Source organism: Bacillus sp. DE0042 (assembly GCF_007680225.1).
GTDB classification, from domain to species: domain Bacteria; phylum Bacillota; class Bacilli; order Bacillales; family Bacillaceae_G; genus Bacillus_A; species Bacillus_A wiedmannii.
In genome coordinates, this window is sequence record NZ_VEJP01000001.1 from 1,909,656 (window position 1) to 1,931,938 (window position 22,283).

Sequence of the window (22,283 nt, forward strand, 5' to 3'; positions counted from 1 at the left end):
CAATTCCCCCTTTTTTCTTACCGATGATTATTCGAAAAAACACACCTTAACTTATTCAGAACTGAACCTTTTATTGCAAACCACATCTAAAACAAAATATTTTATTGACTTTTAACCATTATACAAAATAATATATTGCACAATAAAGAAAAATGCTAAAATTATTTACAATTCATATTGATTACAACAAAGGGGATTTTAGTATGCCTTATTTTTATGTCTTTTTACTATTACTAACGAGCTTATTATGGGGAGGAAATTTCGTCGTTGGAAAATCGCTCGTTAATCACGCGTCTCCGATGACACTTACAAGTTTAAGATGGATGATTGCGATCGTTTGTTTATTACCGATGGTTTGGTTTAAAGAAAAGAAAATCATTCCACCACGTGCTGCAATACTTCCGTTACTACTAATGGGGATTTCAGGGGTCGCTCTTTTTAACATCTTTCAATTTCTAGCACTAGAAAAAACATCCGCAACGAATGTAGGGCTTATTTCTACATTAAATGCGATTTCAATTGCATTATTTTCAGTATTATTTCTAAAAGAAAAAGTAAATACACTTCAAATTCTATCCATGATTCTTTCATTCTTTGGGGTGGTTCTCGTCCTTTTAAAAGGAAATTTTACACTTCTATTTTCACTACATTTTAATAGCGGAGATTTATGGATGATGGCGGCTGTTTGTATTTGGGGAATGTATTCTGTTTGTAGTAAATGGGCAACAAAAACAACTACACCGCTCATGGCAACATTATACTCTGGTATTTTCGGCGTTATTTTATTACTGCCATTTAACATAGGGAGCTTCACTGTTACAAACATAAATACTTCTTTCCTAACATCACTTTTATATACTGGGCTTATTTCCACAGTTCTTTGTATGGTGTTTTGGAATATTGGCGTGCAAAAATTAGGAGCGACTACATCCGGTATTTTTCTAAACTTCAATCCGATTTTTACAGCTATTTTAGCATTCCTTTTCCTCGGCGAAGAACTAACGTGGATACAAATTTTCGGGACAATAATCGTTGTGACGGGATGTTATTTATTTTCTCATTTCAAAACGGTTACTGTTCAGCCAACTAGAGCTTTAATGCGAAAACATTCTTAATCAAAAACATCGCCATCAAAGTGGCGATGTTTTTATTTACCTTTCATTTCTTTCACATACTGCTTTTCTTCTTCTGGCGATAAACGTTCTGTTGCCTTTCCAGTATCACCACCTTGAATTTCCCACAAAAAGTTATGCTCCTCAACCGTTTGTGAAAAATCCCCTTTCTCCCAACGCTCTAAAGTCGCAAGTAACTTTGATTTATATTTAAAATTTGTACTACTTTCTACAGCCTTCTTGGCGCTAACAATTTCCTTAGTTGTCATTTCAATAAATCCCCATTTTTCAGAGGATTTCACTTTTTGATGTACCATCCTATGCATGGTAGAAATAATTTCATCCTCACTAAATTGTGGCTTCTCTTCCGCAACTTTCTTGTCCTTTTGGCCCATCACTTTTTGTGTTTTAAGACTCTTCTCCTCTTCCTCTATATAATTAAGAAGTTTAGTAACACCGAATACAGCTCCTATCGCAATTACAATGATTGTAATTGCCCCTATTATCCATTTCTTCATATTATGTACTCCCCATTCCCCTAATAATCACATAAACAAATGGAATCGCCTGCGCACAGTCGATTCCATTTGTTTCCTTATTTCATTTTAAACCTTCATCGCTTCTCGTACAATATAACTATCCACATATTGCTTGAATTTTACGATTTTTCCATTTTCAAGCTGCCATACATGAACAAACTCTGCTTCAAATGATTTTCCCGTTTCTTTATAAACTCCTGAATAAACACCTTCAGCAATAATTACATCTTTTCCGTTTACTTCATGGTACATATTTACACTCGCTTTATAATCATGCCATTCTGATCCTAATCGGCTAAATACATTTTCCATTATTGCTTCTACACCTATATAAGTTCCCCCATAAGGGAATCCTTTTGCCTCTGTCCATTCTACTTTTTCAGAGAGGGCTTCTACTAAATGTTTTGCATTTGAAGAAGCTGACCCTTCATACGTGCTTCGAATAATTTCTAAATTTGATTTAGGCATATTACTTCCTCCCGTTTTATTTATTTTTTACACAAGATGTAACAGATAACGTTACATCTTGTGTAAAAAAATATTTATATTGTTTTATTCTTAATCCACTAGTTGTAATCATTATAGTTACAATTATGATTCAAGTCAACAATTTATAAATAAGTTTACTTCGCTTTCATTACTTTCTCTTTTACGAAGCGATCTACATATCCTTCTGCTTTTACAACGAATAAATACGCGCCCATTGCTAATAATGCAAGATCTAATTCATATCCTGGATTCTTTCCATCTCCTAATAAACCTGCTGCTCCATTTACCTTTACGATAGCTCCAGCTAAAATAAGAGCGAATAACAATCCTACATATCTTACGCCTAAACCGATAATTAATAATATACCACCAACTAATTCAACTGTTGCTACGCCATATGCAAGACCACCTGGTAAGCCGATGCTTGTAAACCATCCCGCTACGTTATCGATACCTGATTGAAACTTCGCTAAACCGTGTGCAAAGAACGTTACTCCTAACACGATACGAATCATTAAATTCCCAATATATTGGTTCATTTTAAACTCTCCTTTTTGTTTTGTTATGGTGAACTTTTATTTACAAGTCAAAACAATACGGTATTTCATTTCATTCGTCAAATACTTTTTTTAAGAAAACAAAAAACATTATCCCTTTTACGGATAATGTTTTCCTACAAAATAGCGCTAATTCAAGCTTTTACTCTATCGCACAAAAAAAGTTGAAACATTTTTCCAGCACCAACATACGGCAATAAAGACAAGTCCTCTTCTACAACCATTCCAACAACATTCACTTTCTCATCCTTAGGCAACTCATGTACAACAACTTGCATCTCTCCTGCATATCTACCGTACAATTCATTATCAATTGTAATGCTGCCTTTCTTTCTTGCAATGGCATCCATCGGCTGTAAAATCACTTTATTCTCCTCTCGTGATTCTGCAGAACGAATGACATCACAAGCTGGATCTAGTCTATTTGTATGCACTTGTTCTACCATTTTTAATACTTCACTTTTCTTTATCAATGGCTCATACCGCAGCGGAATAATTCCTCTACTCGCGCTCGCTATCTCTTGTACACTTTCTACACTTCCGCTTATGTCCCCGATTAGCACCTTATCGACACCACAATCTTGTACAAGTTCTAAGTACGCTTCCAGCGGGCGCATATTGCGGTGCTTTTCTAACGTTGGTAAGCCTTCATATAACGGACCACGTTTTTCACCATCTCCCGGAATAAATGCCATCGTTTTTATTCCGCACTCATGTAAGTATTCGTTTTGTTTTTGTAAGAATGATTTTGCTAGTCCTGTTTCTGGACGCGGATAAAAATTATGCCAAGCTTCTACATTCGCTACTTTTATATTTTCTATGATTAACTCTTTCCAAAATGAATCTGTAATCGTACTCGCATTTAAAGCTACTTTCATCTTATGAGATACGCGTGCGATTTCTTTCGGCGTGATGCCGTAGTCCATTCGTAAACCAGTAATGCCCCAGTCTACTAACTCTTCGACATTTTCGTACGTCATTCCTAAATGGTATAACGATTTTGGAGAAACATCGACCATTAATTCCATGTCATATTTGAGCGCTTGCTTCCCAAGTATTTGAATTAACTCTTTATACGTACCAGGATCATCCTCTGGTATATGAAGTGATGTAAAAATAGATAAAAATCCGTTTTCCTTCGCCACTTTTAGCCACTCTTCTTGCTTCTGTACTCGTTCTTTTGAAAGATAAATTGAAACTCCTATCATATGAATCTCCCTTTCTATGAATAGAAAAAGAGAAAGGAATCCCTTTCTCTATATGTTTTCTGCCATTTCTTCTTTAAATCCGAAGAAGTACGTAAAGATAAATCCAAAAGTATATGCCACAACTAACCCAAGGAAATATAATAAATATTTATTATCAGCAATTAACGGAATTAATGATAATCCTGATACGCCAATTCCGAGTGCGGCTGTTTTCATAACTGCTTGGAATGCACCACCGACAGCTGCACCTAAACAAGCTGTAAGAAACGGTTTCCCAAGTGGTAATGTAACCCCGTATAATAACGGTTCGCCAATTCCTAAAAAGCCAACTGGTAATGCACCTTTAATTACGTTACGAAGTCGTTTGTTTTTTGTTTTTACAAAAATCGCAATCGCTGCTCCTACTTGCCCAGCTCCAGCCATTGCTAGTACTGGTAATAAAGGCGTTACGTGCGTTTGATTAATAAACTCCATATGAATCGGTGTCAAACCGTGATGTAATCCGACCATAACGAGTGGTAAAAATGTTCCCGCAAGCACTGCTCCCGCAAACGCTCCACCAATACTTAAAATGCCGTTAATTCCGCTTGTAATTCCTTCAGATAAGAAACCTGCTACCGGCTGAATGGCTAACATCGTTACGATACTTACTACTAATACAGTAATGAGTGGTGTCACGATAATATCAACTGCATTTGGCACTGCTTTTCGAACTTGTCTTTCTACTACAACCATAAGCCATGCTGCAAAAATAACTGCAAACAATCCACCCCGTCCGGGTACGAGCGCTTCACCGAATAATTTTACATTCGCCATCGCCGGGTTAAAAATTAAAATACCAGCAATCGCCCCAAGAACTGGTGTCCCGCCAAATTCTTTCGCTGTATTCCAGCCGACTAAAATCCCTAAGAATGTAAAGATACCGCCGCCAATAAGTAGTAACATTTGTAGCCACGTTGCATTTGGATCAGCACCTGCGTTTTTCGCAAAGTTAGCAACCCCGTTTATAATTCCTGACGCAACAAGACCTGGAATTAACGGAATGAAAATACTTCCTATTTTTCGTAAAAAGTTTTTCACTGGTGTATTATTTTTCTTCTTAATCTCTGACTTCATCTCTTGCCCAAGATCTTCAAGATGATGATCTGCCACCTCACCAATTCGCAGTCCCGTTAAACCTTCCATTTCAGCAGCTACTTTATTTACTGTCCCTGGGCCAACAACAACTTGAAGCGTCTCATCTTCAATAACGCCCATAACCCCTTCAACCTTTTTCAAAAGGTCCATATTCACTTTACTTTCATCATGAAGCGTTAATCGCAGTCTCGTCATACAATGAGCAATGCCACGAATATTTTTTACTCCCCCAAGTTGCTCTGAAATCTCTTTGGCCATTCTCTCTTCTTTCTTCATAATAGAATCCCCCTCCCTATTATTTTATAGTGCCTTCTTCACAAACCCTTTCGCTTCTTTTAACTTTTCCAGTGCTTCCCCATACTCACACTGCAATAACACCATAACAATCGCAGCTTTCACATTACGTTCTGCTTTTTCATAACACTCTGCTGCTACTTCATAACTAACCCCTGTTGCTTCCACAATAATTCGTTTTGATCGTTCTACTAACTTTTCATTTGTAGATTGAACATCTACCATTAAGTTTTTATATACTTTCCCAACACCAATCATAGAAGCTGTTGAAATCATATTAAGTACTAATTTTTGTGCTGTACCAGCCTTCAAACGCGTTGAGCCTGTTAAAATTTCTGCGCCTGTTTCTACTTCCACATTTAGTTTTGCATATTTACTTATTTCAGCATTTTTATTACAAGAAATACTCGCCGTGCTCGCTCCCACGCTAGCCGCGTACTTCAAACCGCCAATTACATAAGGAGTTCGACCACTTGCCGCAATTCCAATCACTGTATCTTTCTCATTTAATCCAATACTTTTTAAATCTTCTTCTGCTAACTCTTCGCGGTCTTCGGCACCTTCCACCGCCTTAGTAAACGCTTTCAATCCACCTGCTATAAATCCTTGCACCATTTTATCATCTGTTCCAAATGTCGGCGGACATTCCACCGCATCCAAAATACCTAAACGGCCACTCGTACCAGCCCCAATGTAAATTAATCGGCCCTCATCTTCAAAGGATTTAATGACAATCTGTACAACCTTTTCAATTTCTTCTATTTCATTTTCAACTGCTAACGCAACAGTTCGATCTTCTTCATTCATACTTTGTAACACTTCTTTTATGCTCATCTCATCTAAATTCATCGTCTTCTCATTACGATGTTCTGTCGATAAATTTTCTAACATATTACCACCCACTTTGAAATTTAATTTCATACTTTCATTATAACTTTAAGAAATTTAAAATCAATATTACTTTATTATTTTATGAAATTTTATTTCTTTTCATGACGAATTTATGTCAGTATGCAAAAAAAGATGGGTTTCCCCATCTTCTCATTTTAACTTCCGTAACCGTAGAGCTTCTTCCCTTGTCTCCATAAATTGATCCAACACTTTATTACCAATACGATTAAAAGTAATCACATATAAAGCATCAATCATATTCAGTTGTGTCATTCTAGAAGCAATACTTGCAATACGATGATCTTGCTCTACATCTGGCATACAAAGACGAATATCCGCCTCTTTATATAACGGTGATGATTGGTCAAGCTTTGTAATCGCAATAACTGTTGCACCTTGTCTCTTCGCATATTGCGCCATTTCAAGTACATCTTTCGTACGACCAGATGTTGAAATCGCAACAAATATATCGCCCTCTTTTAAATTCGTCACAAGCGGCAACATCATATGAAAATCTGATAGCATCATCGCTGTAAATCCGAGCCTTGTAAATTTATAAGCCCCGTCCATCGCCGGAGTAGCTGATCCGCCTACTCCATAAAATATAATTTTATCTGCATTTACAATACGATCTGCAGCTTTCTCAAGTTCCTTTTTATCTATCGCAGTAACGCTCGCCTCAATTGCAGCTTTATTCACATACGTAACTTTATTAAACAAGTCATACGGTCCATCTTCCGTATTCATAACTGAAAAATCATTAATATTATAATCAGCAATCGTCAATTCACGAACGAGCGCGATTTTAAATGCTTTAAAGCTTCCAATCCCAATCGACTTACAAAAGCGAACAACACTCGCCTCACTTGCGCCCGCATTCGTTGACACTTCTTTCGTCGTTAAGTTCGGAACAATTTCTGCATTCCCCATTATGTACATGGCAACCTTCTTTTCAGCTGGTGAAAATTGATCCATATTACTTTCAATTTTAAATAGTAATGTTGAAGCTTTCACTATTTAACCTCCACTTCTTACGGTTGCTTTCACTTATTTTCTCTTGCTTCAAAAAGATAAAAACCATCATCGCCAGGAGGATGGTGAACAATTACAGTTCGATCCCCTTTTTTATATGACGTTGTTTCACCTTCAGATCGCTGTTTTTCCCATCCATGTATCCAAATTGCAAAGTCAGGTACAAAAGCAGTGTAATTATAGTCTTTCGGGTTTTCGTCTTCTACATAGGAAGAAAAAATAGAAACAGGAAAGTCTTTCACTTTTGACTCTTTCCATGCAGTAAATGGTATACATAGCGCAATAAGTATGATTATACCGATAACCTTCCCCTTCGTAATCCTCACACATTTTCTCTCCTCGACTTATCATATACGTAGATTTTAACATAATTACAACCTATTCACGCTATATGACTATTGCTTTTTCCAATAAAAAAAAGCTTACCTACATGAGATAAGCTCTTCCTCTCTATACAAAATATTTTTTCAAAAGCGGCGGCGTAATAATCGTCGTTAATATAACAACAATAACAATCGCTGTGAAATTTTCTTTCGCTAATAAATTCGCCGCAAGTCCATTTGCTGCGATGATAAGCGCCACTTCTCCGCGCGAAACCATCCCCGCACCAATACTAATAGAAGATTGAAGGTTGAACCCTGTCAGTCTTGCTCCTAAACCTGATCCGATTAACTTTGTAAAAATTGCAATAAGCGTCATGATGATAATGAACCAAAGCTGGCTTCCGATACCTTGAAATGTAATTTCCATTCCAATACTTACGAAGAACACCGGTACAAATATCGCATAAGCAATCGGTTCAATTTTATGTTCTACTTCGTGCTTATACTCTGTTTGCGAAATGGCAATTCCGGCTGCAAATGCCCCAATAATACCTGCGATCCCCATCATTTCACTGTAATACGAAAATGAGAAACAAATAATAAGAGCTGCACTAATTAACGCCTCTGTTACGCGAAGTGGTACGAGCATTTTCATAATCCATGGAACAACTTTCCAAGAGATGAAAACGATACTGACAAAAAAGATAATTTTCTTTGCAATGACAAGCGTTACATTTACATCTTGTGTACCTAAAAAACTCATCACAAATGCTAATAAAATAACAACAATTACATCATCAAATACAGCTGCCCCTAAAATCGTCGTACTTTCTCTCGTATTCATTTTCCCTAAATCTCTTAGTGTTTGAACAGAAATACTAACGGAAGTGGCACAAAGTAATAACCCTAAAAAGATCGCATGCGACTGTAACATTCCAAACGCAAGTCCCGCTAAATACCCACCAAGGAATGGGAAAATAATTCCCCCCATCGCTACTGCGAATGCAGATTTCAAATTCCGATTTAACTCTTCTAAATCTGTTTCAAGCCCTGCCATAAACATAAGTAGTAAAACACCAATTTCACTCAGTTCATCGATCAATTCAGAACTATTAATAATACCAAGCACAGCCGGACCGATAATAATACCAACGATTAATTTACCAAGTACAGAAGGCTGGCCAAGTCTCACGCTAATATCACCAGCTAATTTCGTACAAAGTAAAATGACGACAAGTTCAAAATAAAATAACATAACATCTTCTCCTACTTTATAAAGTGAAACTTTTATGAGTGGTTTTGTCACTCTGTTAACCCTCGTCCATTTCTGCAAGTAGTTTCCCCTATTCATCCGCATTTTATTTGTCATATTTTTATTTGACAAAATATTCTGAATTATATTAAGATTAATCCAGCAATTTTAAAAAACTACATACCATAACTGTACCTCCATTTACTTACATACTCTCTTCTAGTGGGCTCATACTATATTCGCAGTTATGGAAATGAAAAAACGGGGGGAGAGTCCAAAGTGAAGTCATTATTACGAAAAAAGCCACTTAGTACTGAATCACCACGGCAGTTAGAGAGAACATTAACTGCACTTGATTTAACTTTTTTAGGAATTGGCGCCGTAATTGGGACAGGGATCTTTGTATTAACAGGTATTGTCGCAGCGAAACATTCTGGTCCTGGTATTATGTTATCATTCCTTATTGCTGCATTTACTTGTGCTTGTGTAGCCTTTTGCTATGCCGAATTTGCTTCTTCTATTCCTGTCTCTGGAAGTGTGTATACTTACGCATACATGACAGTCGGAGAAGTCGTCGCCTTCATCGTCGGCTGGTGTTTAATGCTCGAATATTTACTTGCAGTCGCGGCTGTAGCTGTCGGTTGGTCTGGTTATTTACAATCTTTACTACAAGGGTTTAACATCCATCTGCCCACCATAATCGCCTCGGCCCCTGGCGTAGGAAAAGGCGGCATTATCGATTTACCAGCTGTTTGTATTTTACTACTCATTACGGGCCTTTTAAGTTTCGGTATACGCGAAAGCGCACGCATTAATAATGTTATGGTTCTTATCAAGTTAGCTGTTATTATCGCCTTTATCGTAGCAGGCGCAAAATATGTAAAACCTGAAAATTGGACGCCGTTCATTCCATTCGGATACGACGGTATCATTACTGGAGCTGCCACTGTATTCTTCGCCTTCTTAGGCTTTGATGCAATCGCCACCGCGGCAGAAGAAACGAAAAAACCACAGCGCGATTTACCAATTGGCATTATCGGTTCTCTTCTTATTTGTACTGTTTTATACATGATTGTATCTTTCGTTTTAACAGGTATGGTTCCATATACACAATTAGATGTTTCTGATCCAGTTGCGTTTGCCTTACATTTCGTTGGCGAAGATACAATTGCAGGACTTCTCGCTGTTGGCGCGATGACTGGAATGACAACCGTCCTCCTAGTCGTTATGTACGGACAAGTTCGCGTTTCTTATGCGATGAGCCGCGACGGACTACTTCCAAAAGCGCTAGCACGTGTAAATAAAAAAGTAAAAGTCCCTTTATTAAACACATGGATCACTGGTGTTGTTGCCGCTTTATTAGCAGGACTTCTAGACCTACATCTACTTGCTAATTTAGTGAACATCGGTACGCTAACAGCCTTTACATTCGTTTGCTGCGCAGTACTCATTTTACGAAAAACACATCCTGACTTAAAACGTGGATTCCGCGCACCTTTTGTACCTGTATTACCAGTTGTTGCAATTCTTTGCTGTTTATATTTGATGATTAATTTGTCTAAAACGACATGGATTAGCTTTATAGCTTGGCTTATAGTTGGCTTATGTTTCTATTTCTTCTACTCTAGAAAACATAGTCATTTAGCTACTGAAAAAACAAATGATGGAGAGAAAAAAGCATAACAAAATAGCTCGCCGATAAAACGGTGAGCTATCTTTCTGTATTATTATATTTTTTCGTTAACGATTGTAAAATGAAAAATATGCCGATGCAAGCTGTAAACGATGCCCAATTTCCTATCGGTGTAGAATATTTTAAAACGACAATACCTACAAGCACTATGAAAAGAATCACCTGATATATGAGCTTCCACTTTTGCATATATTCCCTCCTTTACTTCGTTCCCTTCTTTTTCTTCTTCCATGCATTTAGACTATCAAAGAAGAAATTAATAAATAACGTGCCTAAACCCGCTAATAAAAACGTCATTAGAAATAGAACCCATATACTTTTTTCTTTTAAGAAATAATATCCTACAAGGAGCACAACCGCGATCCATACATATTCAAGAATTCTTTTTAGCTTTTTCTCTTCCAAATTATTCGCTCCCTCATTCTATACTATTTTTAGTATAACAAAAAAGAAGCCTATCATGATAAGCTTCTTTTCTTCTCTCTTATTTGTTTATGCTTTTTTCAACGAGTGAAATCGCATATTCCATCGTACGATTCATCGTTTCTACTTGTGCATCTTTTACTTTCGCATCTTTTAACACAGATTCTGCCACTGTAATTTTTTGACTCAATGATTTCACTGAACCATCCGTTACATTTGCAGCTTGCGCTTTTTTCACCACTGCTTTTGCAGTTTCAATATTGATTTGTAATTTTTCTTTCGGTGTTTTCAGTTGTTCTTCTGCTACTTTAGATTGTACAAATGTTACATTAGCTGTTTTTAATTCGTTATACGCTTGAACGATTTGCTCTCCAGTACTTCCTACATTTTCAAATGCTTGCTTTGCAGTGTTATAGCTTTTCTCTAGTGCTTGAAATGCTTCCTTTGAATATTGACCTGGTTTGTCACCAAACTCATACGTACCAGCTAACACTTCTTTTACTTTTCCAAGCTCTTCATATAACGCGTTTACTTGCTCTAATTTTGTACGATTAGAAAACTCATTATATGCTGCTAATACTTCTGAAGAACTTAACGCTTTACTATATAATTTTGCAAGCGCAATTTGTCCGTTTAACGGAATACCGCCATTCCCGTTGCTATCTGGATCTGCACCAAGTGCAAATGGTACGTTCGGGTGATATACTTTCCCTGTAGCTGGTTGGCTATTTACTTTTTTACCATCTACGTAAATGGCTACTTCACTTCCATTATACGTTCCAGTTAAATGGTACGTTTTATTTGCCTCTAATTGCACGCCAACACGCTTATAGCTACCGCCAATATGAGCCCATAATTCTACATAACCACTTCCTGTAGATTCAAAGCCAATTCCGCCGCTCTCTGTATTTTGTAAAATACCTTGCCCACGGATTTCATTCATTGAAAACACAGTTTCTAACGTAAATGTATTTGCTACTTTCTCTTTTTGTGCTGCTGAAAACGGAAGATATCCAAATGTATTTGCTTTTCCGTTTAGCTTCATAGCATTCTTTTTCAACGCTTTATCATATTCAATAGTCACATTACCCTTAACATCACCTTTTGTACCAAATGATGAATTGTCTTTAAATGTACCATCTGCAAAGTTCACATCAAAAACATCCGCCTTTGGTACTTTCACATTCGGGTCAATATTATCTTTTTTCGTAGTAACCTCTGCCGTTAATGGTTGTACACTTTCATTGCCGAATGAATCAATCGCAACGACTTCCAGTGTATATGTTTTCCCGCCATCTAGTCCTGCAAGCGTAAATGTCAGTTCTTTCGGCACTGGATCACGATAAAACTCTGAGAATGCTAACAATTTATTCTTTATTTCTCCCGTTTGCTTATCTCTCGCTTGTACACGGTAAGAATGAACAAGAAGGTTGTCCAACGCTTGCTGGAATGTTACTGTTGCTGCATTTTCTGTTACATTTGATACCGATAACTTCGCATCTTTTGCAAAGTAAGGCTTTTCTTTATCACGATCTTCTACATGTGTAAATGTCTCTTTCTTTGATGGCAACTGAATTTTCCAAGGCTCGCCTGTCCAAGAATTTGTATGGAAATCACGGCGATTAATCGTTACTTCTTTATCATCTACTTCTACTAATAAACCTTGGCTTAATGCACGCGATTCTGAAGGAATATTCCCTTGCACTTTGCCACCCTCTACCTCCATATAGCTTACAGAAGAGGTACCAACGGATGTAAAGTCTTTTTGATGAATCGATCTTGGATCATCTAATGGATAATGTGAATGACCTGAAAACGTAATGACTTGTGGATATTCTTTTAATACTGCATTAATTTTTGCACTATCTTTCGTTCCCCATTCTTGACTACCGTACACTGTATCTTTAATATGTTGATGTAAAAATACGAAAATTGGTTTTTCTGGATCATCTTTTTGCGCCTTTGCCATCTCTTCTTTTAACCAATTAATTTGCTTGTCCGAATAATATCCATGAGTTGTTCCATCCTCTGGAGACATAACAAGGAAATGATAACCTTTTACCACATTATGATAATAAATTGATTTCATTCCTGTTTTTTCTAAGAAACGCTTCTGTGCTCCTTCTACAGATAAACCATTCCAATAATCATGATTACCAAGAGAATTCATTCGTACCGCATCTTTATTTGCATTTTCATTATATACTTGCATAAAACGATCATATTGTTGTACCGATCCTGAATCAGTAAAATCTCCCACAATTACGAACGCATCTTGCTTTGGTGCAAGTGTATTAAACTGTTCAATCGCTCTTTTCCAGCGAAACGTATCATCCGTTCCACTATTTTTAATATGTACATCACTCACAACTGGAAAAACTATCTTCTTTTCACTTGGTGCCTTTTCTTGCTTCTTCTCTTCCGCTTTGACTGATGTACTCCACGGAACTGATACGAATGCTAATACAAAAAACATTAATAATCCAATAAGACCTTTTACTTTTCGTAAAGCTGTTCTTTCCACGTGAATCCTCCTCATAATAATTAATTCATTACAAGAGCTATTTTATCTAAAACATGTTAATGTCGTTTAAATAACAAATGAATTTTATTAGATTTTTGTAAATATACAGTTAATTAGAGGTTAAGTCCAACATTCCTCATACTATTGTATACAACCACCTTTTGTCTAAAAGAATCTGATCATTCTTTTCCTATGACTATTCACATATAATCTTTTCTATAACACTAATGATAAATTAAAGTTTAAGCCTATTGGACAATCTTAATTTTTAACATTTCCTTCTTTTTTAACACATCGGCCATGCTTCTACATTTAATAGTAGTAAAAGACAACTTAAAAGGAGGGGTTATATTGAGGAACAAAAAAAATATTGGCTGTTTCGCTCCTTTATCTATTATTTGTCCAGACCCTTGTCCACCACCCCCTCCCCCAAATCCAAATTGCGAGCGAGTAACAAATGAATTTGCAGGGAATTTCCTCATAACTAATAACACCATCCCATCTGCCAAAGATGCATTACAATCAATGATACTATGGAAAAGTGATAGGATACTACTTATATCAGGTACTGTCTCGGTTTACAATAGTACTAGCAGCACAGAAGCAATTACAATTCAAATCACTGGAGCAGTAACTAATATTTTCACTGTGTTTCCTGGTAATACTATATCTTACACAGGAAAAGACTTACAATCTGTCAGTATTATTAATATACAAAGTGATCCTTCACTATATTTAGAAGGCAAGTACTGTTGCCAATTTACATGTTGCTTATAGAATACCAATTTCATTACTTTCTCAATTAAAAAAGCATACCATTTACGGTATGCTTTTTTTATGAAATCGGATAACGTACAGTAATACAAAACTCTCCTTGATTAACAGTTGTTCCTGTCGTAGTAATTCGAACAGTAGTAAAATATCGTACAGTGAAAGTACCACTACTTTGTGGTTGTACAGTAATTGTATCAACTACTGTAGCACCTACTAAAAAATCAACTGTAATGGGATTCGCGCCTACATCATATTTCAAATAACCTGAACCATATACTTCTTGTGTAATATTATTCGTATATACAATTTGAGTACCAGCACCTGTAATAGACCAGTCTGTACATACTTGATCTTGCACAAGTGTTTTATTAGAACAACAAGACAAACCGGAACTTCTCATTCCCATTTCAATCCTCTCCTATTCTACTATGAAAGTGGATAGCGTGTTGTAATACAAAATTCTCCCTGATACGTTCCAGCAGGTGTTGCAGGTAACACAACTTGTATACTATCAAAGCGGCGATACGTAAAAGCGATACTCGTTCCTGGGTTTAATATTTGTGTATCAATTGTAGCCCCAGCAGAATCAAGCGCTTCTACAGTAATTGGACCTGGACCAACATCATATTTAACAAAACCAGTACCAACTACATTTTGGTTAATATTATTTGTATAAAGAACATTATCAATTGCTGTTGCAACTACAGTAGCAGACCACGGACTACACACTTTATCTTGTACATAATTTTTATCTGGACAACAAGTTAATGCTGACCCTGAGCACTCACAAGACATAGTTGTTTCCCCTCTCTCTTTTATATTCCCTATATGTGTATGTCCCTCAGAGTCTTTTGCCTGTACTATTCATCTATTTTCAAAAAATATGAAAATTTCAGTACCAATGACTAGATAGATTCAGTTTTATTTCGTTTTTTCATAAATTTATAGATAAAGATACTAGCCACGATAAGAAGTACGCCTCCTAATATCGGTAACATATATTGTCCAACAACATCCGCAGCCTTTTCCCAATGCGGCCCTAATTTCATTCCAAAATAGACATATAAAGTCGTTAACGGGAACATTGCTACAAATGTATATATACTAAATTTCCATATATTCATTTTCGCCATTCCACATGGAACAGAAATAAGCGTTCGAACCCCTGGCACAAAGCGTCCAACAAATGCTACAACTGGTCCATATTTCTCAAAGAAATCATCTGCTTTTTGAATTTGCTCTTCTTTAATAAAGAAGTATTTCCCGTATTTTATTAATAGAGGACGGCCACCGTAATAACCGAGTGCGTATAACGTTAATGGTCCTGTCGTTCCGCCAAGTGTCCCTGCTAATACAGCTAGCCAAAAATTCATATCTCCCTCGTACACCCAATACCCAACCATAGGCAAAACTACTTCTGCTGGAATAAATTCAAACGTTAATGCTAACACAACTCCAAAATAAGAAAACTGCTTTAAAAACTCGATTATATCTAAAATAATTTGCTCCATAATTTCAACTCCTATCCTACGTTTACGTTATGCTTTTCTTGTAATTGCACTGGCGCCATTTTTACAATTCGGTTCAAAATGAATAACACAATTCCAATATCATCTAAAATACCGATAAACGGCAGGAAGTCTGGAATTAAATCAAGCGGCATCGCAACATACCCAACTAAAAAAGCAACAGATAAAATTTTCTTCTTTATTGAAACCTCTTTTGAAGTAAAAAAGTCAAATAGGAATGGAACGAAACGACGAACATGAAATACAACTCTTAATCTACTAATAAGTTTTTTCATTTTTATTTCTCCTCTCTTTGTATACAAAAAGGACCCTACCAAATATGGTAAGGGTCCTAAAAAAGACAATAAGGGGCCTTTACCATTGCTGGTAAAGGTCTCACTAACAACGAAACGTTGCCAATAAAGCCGAGGGTTTCTCCCTGTAATGACGACTTTACTGTAATAAGTTACTCCCCTTTATATACACAGTTTTATACAATCACATTAAAATATTTGCCTAAGCTTGTCAATATTTTTTTCATTCACCATTCAGATTATTCCATTATAAAAAGCTCTATTCCATATTTTATATTGAAGTAAATTGGAGTGTATAACCATCTGGATCATGAAATATTATTTTAACTTCTTCACCATGGTGCTCTTCTACAAATGATATTTGATAAAACACTAACTTTTTCTTTAACCGCTCGATATTTGTAGTTTTTAACAATAGTTCTTTCACTGATGATATAACGGTCTCTCTATGTTCTCCTAGTCCCCTATTTACAACAAAACAAATTCTCGTTGAACCGATATCATACCACACACCTGTTACACGTATTTGTGGCCTCTCCTTGCTCGGTTTAAACCCTAGAATGCCTTCGTAAAAATATAATGTTTCCTTTAAGTTTTTAGATTCTAATACAATACATGTTGTAACACTTTCCATCCGCACTCCCCCTGCCTCTTTTAGTTTTCTATATGAGTCATAATTTGCAATTATGTACGAATACAATACGTAGTGATGAATATTTCATTTATAAAGGAGGCGTGTAACATGGATGAATTTATGAAATCCTACATACCTTTCCATGGCCCAAACGACCCTTGCCCTCCAATTGGAAAAAAATATTACTCAACTCCCCCACACCTATTTATGGGCTTTCAACCACCTAACCTACCACAATTCCCACCAAAAGAAGCTTTACGAAAAGGAACTCTGTGGCCTGCTTTTTATGATTTTTATGAAAATCCTTACAAAAAAGGACGGTGAATAAAAACGTGACACAGACATTGCCTGATGAATATTACAAATGGATTGAAGAACTACAAGAACTAGACTTTGTATTAGTTGAACTTACCCTCTATTTAGATACGCACCCAAACGATACTGCAGCTATAAATCAATTCAACGATTTCTCCTATAAACGAAGAGTATTACAACAAAAAATCGAAGAAAAATACGGGCCACTCCAGCAGTTCGGAAATAGTTATTCTAACGCTCCATGGGAATGGAGCAAAGGACCGTGGCCATGGCAAATATAAAGGAGAGAGACTATGTGGATTTATGAAAAGAAATTACAATATCCAGTTAAAGTGAGTACTTGTAATCCAGCACTCGCCAAATTATTAGTTGAACAATATGGCGGTGCGGACGGCGAACTCGCTGCTGCTCTTCGCTACTTAAATCAACGTTATACCATTCCTGACAAAGTAGTTGGCTTACTAACCGACATTGGTACCGAAGAATTCGCGCATCTAGAAATGATTGCGACAATGATTTATAAATTAACAAAAGATGCAACACCAGAGCAAATGAAAGCTGCTGGATTAGACGCACAGTACGCTAATCATGATAGTGCTTTGTTTTATCATAATGCTGGTGGCGTTCCTTTTACTGCTACTTATATTCAAGCAAAAGGAGACCCTATTGCAGATTTATATGAAGATATTGCTGCTGAAGAAAAGGCAAGAGCAACTTATCAATGGCTCATTGATTTATCTGACGATCCTGACATAAATGACAGCTTACGCTTTTTACGCGAACGAGAAATTGTCCATTCACAACGTTTCCGAGAAGCAGTTGAAATTTTAAAAGAAGAACGTGATAAAAAAATATTTTTTTAAGACACGTATCCTAGCGATATGTGTTTTTTTTACGTTTAAAGTTAAATCCTTCCTATTAAAGATATAAATAGTATATTTATTCAATTTTACGCATTATTTTAAAATATTTTTAAAATTCCCTATTGCTTTCTAGTCATCAGACCTTTAAAATAGTAACAGTTACTCGACAAATTATTTGAATTTTCGACAAAAATACTCATTAGGAGGATTTTCTTTATATGCGTACAACTTTAAAACCAGCGCAAATACTTTCGATTAGTTTATTACTATTCGCAGTTTTCTTCGGTGCTGGTAATATGATTTTCCCGCCCCTTCTCGGTCTTTCATCCGGAGAAAACATGTGGATTTCCATTACAGGATTTATTATTACAGACGTCGGTTTATCTTTACTAGCTATCGTCGCTGTTGCCCTTGCCGGTGGTAGTTTTAACACTTTAGCAAGCCGTGTTCATCCAAAATTCGCAGCAATATTCGCTATCATTATTTATCTTTCAATCGGCCCACTATTTGTTATTCCACGAACTGGATCTGTATCTTACGAAATTGGGATTGCACCACTTTTCCCGGACCAATGGTACTCTATGTTAGTCTTTAGTGCGATTTTCTTTACAGTCGTCTACTTCTTATCATTAAATCCATCAAAATTAGTAGACCATATCGGAAAAATATTAACGCCAATTTTACTTGGAATTATTGCAATTATGGCAACAAAAGCGATTCTTTCACCAGGAACGTTTGCAGAACCTGTTGGTGACTATAAAGAAATTCCATTTTTCAAAGGATTTCTTGAAGGATTTTTAACGTTAGATGCAATTGGAGCACTTGTATTATCAACAATTGTTGTAAATGCAATTCGCCAAAATGGTATACAAGAGAAGAAATCGATTGCAAAATATACAATTATTTGCGGAAGCATTGCAGCTCTATTCTTAACAATTGTTTATTTCTTACTCGGTTATATCGGCGCTTCAAACGGCAATCTAGGGCAATTCGAAAACGGTGGTCAACTATTAGCTACTGTTATGTATCAATTCTTTGGGACAAGCGGTAATGTTTTATTAAGTATCGCCATTATCTTCGCTTGTTTAACGACAGCAATCGGTGTTGTAAGTGCATTCGCCAACTATTTCGCAACAGTACTAACAAATGTTTCATATAAGAAACTCGTACTATACGTTTGTATATTTAGCTTCGTCATTTCAAACTTAGGATTAAGTTTACTAATAAAAATTACATTACCTGTATTAATCATTTTGTATCCAATTACAATCATTTTAATTTTCGTATCATTTATTGATAAATATACGAAACGTAAACCTTCTGTCTACATCGGAGCAATGCTCGCAGCATTCATTATTAGCTGTATTCATGCACTTGATAATGTGGAATTGATACCAAGTTTTATCGCTAATATCGTACACACCATTCCTTTTTACAACTTAGGAATCGGCTGGATTATTCCAGCAATCATCGGTGGTATAATCGGATACTATATTCCTCAAACAGAAGCTGAAGGTGAAGTTTCTACAAAATAAAAAGAAGCAAGCATGAAATCCATGCTTGCTTCTTTTCACATCGTATGTTTAAAAGTAAATAGCTCTTCTTTTGACTGCACAGCAGATTGTTCCTCTTCTACATCCGTCTTCTTTATCTCTCCCCCTAATCGAACTTTTGTCATCGCTTCTTCTATACTTTTCACAATCATATTTCCTGAAAAAATAGTAAGTCCAAAAAATGTAATGGGAACGAGCGGAATCCACGGATTCACTGTTAATGATCTAAAATAGACTCCAATTAAGCCTGACCATTCATGTGTGTAAGAGTCTATTTCTTCTATCGGTCCGAAAAACTGAACTGTTCCGCCAAAGAATATTTCCAGTAATCCTAAGTGCAGTAAAATAGTAAGAGTTTGCGTAAACTGCTGAAAAAATACAAGTATAAACGTCATATAAAGATGCGGGAAAATATGCTTTATAACAATATGCCTTCTCGATCCACCTAATATGCACGCAGCTTCAATAAATTCTTCGGTTCTCAACTTACGGACTTCCTTCGCAACATACAATGCAATAACTGGCATCACAAGCATTACAAGTAATAAAACTTGAAACGAAGCCCTTTCAAAAAAGGTTGTTGTTTCCTCTCCACTCCCAAATGCATTTGCAGATTGAAGAAAAAAATACGCAATCATAACTGTTGGAATAACTGTAAAACTATCAAAAAAAGCCTCGATTTTGGAAAAACCTCTTTTTACATATGTTCCAAGCATAACACCGAAAAACACACCTATCACCATTCTAAGTGCCGCAATTAAAATAGATATACCAATTGTCCACTTCGCGCCTTCAATGACTAAATGTAACAGGTCGTATCCTTTTCGGTCTGTCCCGAGTAAAAATTGTAATGAAGGTGAGAAGGGTGGCACTTCTGGATTTCCAGCCGCATCATATTGCAACGTAACTTTTTTAATATGTCCATCATTCCATATCGTATTTCCGATGCTCAAAAGAACTAATATGAGAAGAAACCCAATGCTTATCCAAAATCTTTTATCGCGTTTTATATACGTCCACATATTATAGTCTCTCCTTCATCGCAGCTGGAATGAGATAATGAAACAATTTAAACAAAATAAAAATCGGAATATAAATAAGCAGCACACTAACGATGAAAACCTCAATCCTAATACCCTCATACGATTTCAAAAACATAAAAATACCACCCGTATTAAAAATCCATTCTATAATATATAAATTAGATAACATAAAAAAGATATTCGTTTTCGCAAAGAAAAGTGTACTAAGCAACACATTTCGTAAAATATGACGATTTAAAATATGAAAACGATCGAGCCCTTTCGCCTTAGCAAATAGTACATAATCTTTTTCTAGCTCATTTTCAAAACGAAGCACTAACAGTTTTACAAACAGAATCGTAGTCGGTATACTCAAACAAAATATTGGTAATCCTCTAATTGATTCGCCTCCAATTGATGCAATTTGAAAGGGCAAAAAACCTGTTTGTTTAAAAAACCATACAACTAAAATTTGTGATACTAAAATAAGTAGAATGTCTGGAATAGATTCTAAGAAGATGAGAAATGATTTAATGCGATGTTGTATACGCGGTGAACTACTCGTAATCACATAAACAATACAAAATGCTACAAATAATGAAATGAAAAAAGCAGCTAAAAAAATAACAATCGTTTCTTTATAATGGACGAACAACTGCGGAAATAAAAATTTACCTCTCACATATTGAAAATTAGAGATATCCATTAAGTTCACAAACACTTCTTTTAAACTCTGTATGTACCTTGATGCATGCAGCTCAAATCCATAAAATAATTTCGGCAGTGCCCCTAAACAAATAATACCCAAAATCGAAATAATAAATTGAACCGTCACTTCCATCCCATTCAGAAAAACTTTTTTGACCACGTTTTCCCTTCTCTCTCTATATAATTTACCCCTTAATTTTATTCTTAATTTTCTGAATTGTAAATATTTACACGAAAAAATCACTAGGTTATGATCCTAGTGATTCTTTATGCGCATGCCCTTCTCTTTTCGCAAACGGCATATACAAAATAAAACATCCAATAAGCGCAGCTATTTCTAATGAAATAATATAGTAAGGGTGCGGCCCTAACATATCAAGTAATGAAGCAGTTTCTGGCTTACGAGCTAAAAACATATAATTACCGCCTGTTTTGTAGTTCACAAAAGAAACGATTGGAATTACTATGTTTAAAAATATCATCGTACGCTTAATTGATTGCAAGGTCGGTCTATATCCTTCTACCCACGTCATAAAGAGTGGTGCACAAATGAGTAATACATGTGCAGCGAAGAATTCTATAAAGCGAAAATGCGGAAAAGCATATTGCACGTTCGGCGTTAAAATCGCTTGTGATGCACCGATAATTCCTGTAAAAAATACAATCTCATATATGCGGTAACTTTTCGTTACCATCATAATCGACGCTAACAATAAACTAATCGTACATAACTCAAATGGTAATGAAGTGCCTAGTTCAAAAATCCCTGCTTTCCATTCCCACATATGGAGCCCAATTTCACTCCCAATAAATAAAAATGCAATCGCATATCTAACCGTTATATTCCACTCACTTTGCCGCAATAAATCTTGGTATTGATATAGAAAAAATATCCCTACCAACATAATAAATAATATAATGACATGTTGCCTTGAGTATGGAATAAATGGTTTGAATGGATGCGCACTAAAATAAGCTTCCATCTTGCCTCCTCCTCTCCTTCATACAATATTATTGTAAGAAAGAAACGACGAGTCAATTCATTTGCTTACACTTGGACAAGCTCTACCTTACATTTACATATTCATACCTTACAAAACTGTAAGGTTATTGTAAGC

27 protein-coding genes are annotated in these 22,283 nt (G+C 36.0%); 7 read left to right on the forward strand and 20 right to left on the reverse strand.

Features of this window, described 5'->3' with window-relative positions:
- Positions 1-203: 203 nt before the first annotated feature.
- A complete protein-coding gene (locus tag FS802_RS09720) occupies positions 204-1,115 on the forward strand; it encodes a DMT family transporter (protein WP_098654521.1) in 912 nt (303 codons plus the stop codon).
- A gap of 32 nt (positions 1,116-1,147) precedes the next feature.
- Here the strand turns inward: FS802_RS09720 and FS802_RS09725 are convergent, their stop codons facing one another.
- The 9 genes from FS802_RS09725 to FS802_RS09765 all read right to left on the reverse strand — a co-directional run bounded on the left by FS802_RS09725 (position 1,148) and on the right by FS802_RS09765 (position 8,933).
- Complete coding sequence (locus FS802_RS09725; protein ID WP_098654520.1) at positions 1,148-1,630, reverse strand: DUF6241 domain-containing protein; 483 nt, start codon at positions 1,628-1,630, stop codon at positions 1,148-1,150.
- An 87-nt stretch (positions 1,631-1,717) separates the two neighbouring features.
- The gene (locus FS802_RS09730; RefSeq protein WP_001126716.1) at positions 1,718-2,119 is read right to left on the reverse strand and encodes a nuclear transport factor 2 family protein; all 402 of its coding nucleotides are present in this window, start codon (positions 2,117-2,119) and stop codon (positions 1,718-1,720) included.
- Positions 2,120-2,274: 155 nt separating this feature from the next.
- Entirely contained in the window at positions 2,275-2,679 is a 405-nt protein-coding gene (locus FS802_RS09735) for a DoxX family protein (RefSeq protein ID WP_001077758.1), read from the reverse strand.
- 152 nt (positions 2,680-2,831) lie between these two features.
- Positions 2,832-3,905 carry a DUF871 domain-containing protein gene (locus tag FS802_RS09740; protein WP_098707906.1) on the reverse strand — a complete coding sequence of 358 codons (1,074 nt, stop codon included), beginning with the start codon at positions 3,903-3,905 and terminating at the stop codon, positions 2,832-2,834.
- 48 nt (positions 3,906-3,953) lie between these two features.
- Positions 3,954-5,318, reverse strand: a complete 1,365-nt coding sequence (locus FS802_RS09745) for a PTS transporter subunit EIIC (protein ID WP_000711310.1) — start codon at positions 5,316-5,318, stop codon at positions 3,954-3,956.
- 24 nt (positions 5,319-5,342) lie between these two features.
- A complete protein-coding gene (murQ, locus tag FS802_RS09750) occupies positions 5,343-6,227 on the reverse strand; it encodes an N-acetylmuramic acid 6-phosphate etherase (protein ID WP_075312087.1) in 885 nt (294 codons plus the stop codon).
- A 150-nt stretch (positions 6,228-6,377) separates the two neighbouring features.
- Positions 6,378-7,241, reverse strand: coding sequence for a MurR/RpiR family transcriptional regulator (locus tag FS802_RS09755; protein ID WP_000648177.1), 864 nt, complete (start codon positions 7,239-7,241; stop codon positions 6,378-6,380).
- 29 nt (positions 7,242-7,270) lie between these two features.
- Positions 7,271-7,585, reverse strand: a complete 315-nt coding sequence (locus FS802_RS09760) for an outer surface protein (RefSeq protein WP_078182858.1) — start codon at positions 7,583-7,585, stop codon at positions 7,271-7,273.
- A gap of 124 nt (positions 7,586-7,709) precedes the next feature.
- Entirely contained in the window at positions 7,710-8,933 is a 1,224-nt protein-coding gene (locus FS802_RS09765) for a cation:proton antiporter (protein WP_050552155.1), read from the reverse strand.
- 180 nt (positions 8,934-9,113) lie between these two features.
- On the opposite strand from FS802_RS09765, the gene bcaP reads away from it, so the two are divergent.
- Complete coding sequence (gene bcaP, locus FS802_RS09770) at positions 9,114-10,517, forward strand: branched-chain amino acid transporter BcaP (RefSeq protein ID WP_000838746.1); 1,404 nt, start codon at positions 9,114-9,116, stop codon at positions 10,515-10,517.
- 28 nt (positions 10,518-10,545) lie between these two features.
- On the opposite strand, the gene FS802_RS31030 is transcribed toward bcaP, so the two are convergent.
- The 3 genes from FS802_RS31030 to FS802_RS09780 all read right to left on the reverse strand — a co-directional run bounded on the left by FS802_RS31030 (position 10,546) and on the right by FS802_RS09780 (position 13,474).
- Positions 10,546-10,716: a hypothetical protein gene (locus FS802_RS31030; protein WP_001174856.1), complete on the reverse strand. Its 171-nt coding sequence runs from the start codon at positions 10,714-10,716 to the stop codon at positions 10,546-10,548.
- Between the two features lie 12 nt (positions 10,717-10,728).
- Entirely contained in the window at positions 10,729-10,932 is a 204-nt protein-coding gene (locus FS802_RS09775) for a hypothetical protein (RefSeq protein WP_000391504.1), read from the reverse strand.
- Between the two features lie 79 nt (positions 10,933-11,011).
- Positions 11,012-13,474, reverse strand: coding sequence for a LamG-like jellyroll fold domain-containing protein (locus FS802_RS09780; RefSeq protein ID WP_141547144.1), 2,463 nt, complete (start codon positions 13,472-13,474; stop codon positions 11,012-11,014).
- A gap of 351 nt (positions 13,475-13,825) precedes the next feature.
- Here FS802_RS09780 and FS802_RS09785 point away from each other — a divergent pair, with 351 nt between their 5' ends.
- Positions 13,826-14,251, forward strand: coding sequence for an S-Ena type endospore appendage (locus tag FS802_RS09785; RefSeq protein ID WP_002096836.1), 426 nt, complete (start codon positions 13,826-13,828; stop codon positions 14,249-14,251).
- A gap of 58 nt (positions 14,252-14,309) precedes the next feature.
- On the opposite strand, the gene FS802_RS09790 is transcribed toward FS802_RS09785, so the two are convergent.
- The 5 genes from FS802_RS09790 to FS802_RS09810 all read right to left on the reverse strand — a co-directional run bounded on the left by FS802_RS09790 (position 14,310) and on the right by FS802_RS09810 (position 16,704).
- Positions 14,310-14,654: a DUF3992 domain-containing protein gene (locus FS802_RS09790; protein ID WP_000525800.1), complete on the reverse strand. Its 345-nt coding sequence runs from the start codon at positions 14,652-14,654 to the stop codon at positions 14,310-14,312.
- Between the two features lie 20 nt (positions 14,655-14,674).
- Positions 14,675-15,043: a DUF3992 domain-containing protein gene (locus FS802_RS09795; RefSeq protein ID WP_001277539.1), complete on the reverse strand. Its 369-nt coding sequence runs from the start codon at positions 15,041-15,043 to the stop codon at positions 14,675-14,677.
- A gap of 110 nt (positions 15,044-15,153) precedes the next feature.
- Complete coding sequence (locus FS802_RS09800) at positions 15,154-15,759, reverse strand: DedA family protein (protein WP_000435018.1); 606 nt, start codon at positions 15,757-15,759, stop codon at positions 15,154-15,156.
- Between the two features lie 11 nt (positions 15,760-15,770).
- The gene (locus FS802_RS09805; RefSeq protein WP_000733852.1) at positions 15,771-16,052 is read right to left on the reverse strand and encodes a YkvA family protein; all 282 of its coding nucleotides are present in this window, start codon (positions 16,050-16,052) and stop codon (positions 15,771-15,773) included.
- A 289-nt stretch (positions 16,053-16,341) separates the two neighbouring features.
- Positions 16,342-16,704, reverse strand: coding sequence for a VOC family protein (locus tag FS802_RS09810; protein ID WP_000446754.1), 363 nt, complete (start codon positions 16,702-16,704; stop codon positions 16,342-16,344).
- 108 nt (positions 16,705-16,812) lie between these two features.
- Between FS802_RS09810 and FS802_RS09815 the strand changes: the two genes are divergently transcribed.
- From FS802_RS09815 to brnQ2, 4 genes are all read left to right on the forward strand, one after another.
- Positions 16,813-17,028: a spore coat associated protein CotJA gene (locus FS802_RS09815; protein WP_000343267.1), complete on the forward strand. Its 216-nt coding sequence runs from the start codon at positions 16,813-16,815 to the stop codon at positions 17,026-17,028.
- Positions 17,029-17,036: 8 nt separating this feature from the next.
- Positions 17,037-17,300: a spore coat protein CotJB gene (locus FS802_RS09820; RefSeq protein ID WP_000194954.1), complete on the forward strand. Its 264-nt coding sequence runs from the start codon at positions 17,037-17,039 to the stop codon at positions 17,298-17,300.
- Positions 17,301-17,312: 12 nt separating this feature from the next.
- Positions 17,313-17,882, forward strand: a complete 570-nt coding sequence (cotJC, locus tag FS802_RS09825; RefSeq protein WP_000265283.1) for a spore coat protein CotJC — start codon at positions 17,313-17,315, stop codon at positions 17,880-17,882.
- Positions 17,883-18,100: 218 nt separating this feature from the next.
- Positions 18,101-19,417, forward strand: coding sequence for a branched-chain amino acid transport system II carrier protein BrnQ2 (gene brnQ2 / locus FS802_RS09830; protein WP_001260906.1), 1,317 nt, complete (start codon positions 18,101-18,103; stop codon positions 19,415-19,417).
- Between the two features lie 35 nt (positions 19,418-19,452).
- Here the strand turns inward: brnQ2 and FS802_RS09835 are convergent, their stop codons facing one another.
- The 3 genes from FS802_RS09835 to FS802_RS09845 all read right to left on the reverse strand — a co-directional run bounded on the left by FS802_RS09835 (position 19,453) and on the right by FS802_RS09845 (position 22,148).
- A complete protein-coding gene (locus FS802_RS09835) occupies positions 19,453-20,457 on the reverse strand; it encodes an ABC transporter permease (protein WP_000269930.1) in 1,005 nt (334 codons plus the stop codon).
- 1 nt (position 20,458) lies between these two features.
- Positions 20,459-21,325: an ABC transporter permease subunit gene (locus tag FS802_RS09840; RefSeq protein ID WP_000239701.1), complete on the reverse strand. Its 867-nt coding sequence runs from the start codon at positions 21,323-21,325 to the stop codon at positions 20,459-20,461.
- An 88-nt stretch (positions 21,326-21,413) separates the two neighbouring features.
- The gene (locus tag FS802_RS09845; protein ID WP_144524982.1) at positions 21,414-22,148 is read right to left on the reverse strand and encodes a YwaF family protein; all 735 of its coding nucleotides are present in this window, start codon (positions 22,146-22,148) and stop codon (positions 21,414-21,416) included.
- Positions 22,149-22,283 lie beyond the last annotated feature (135 nt).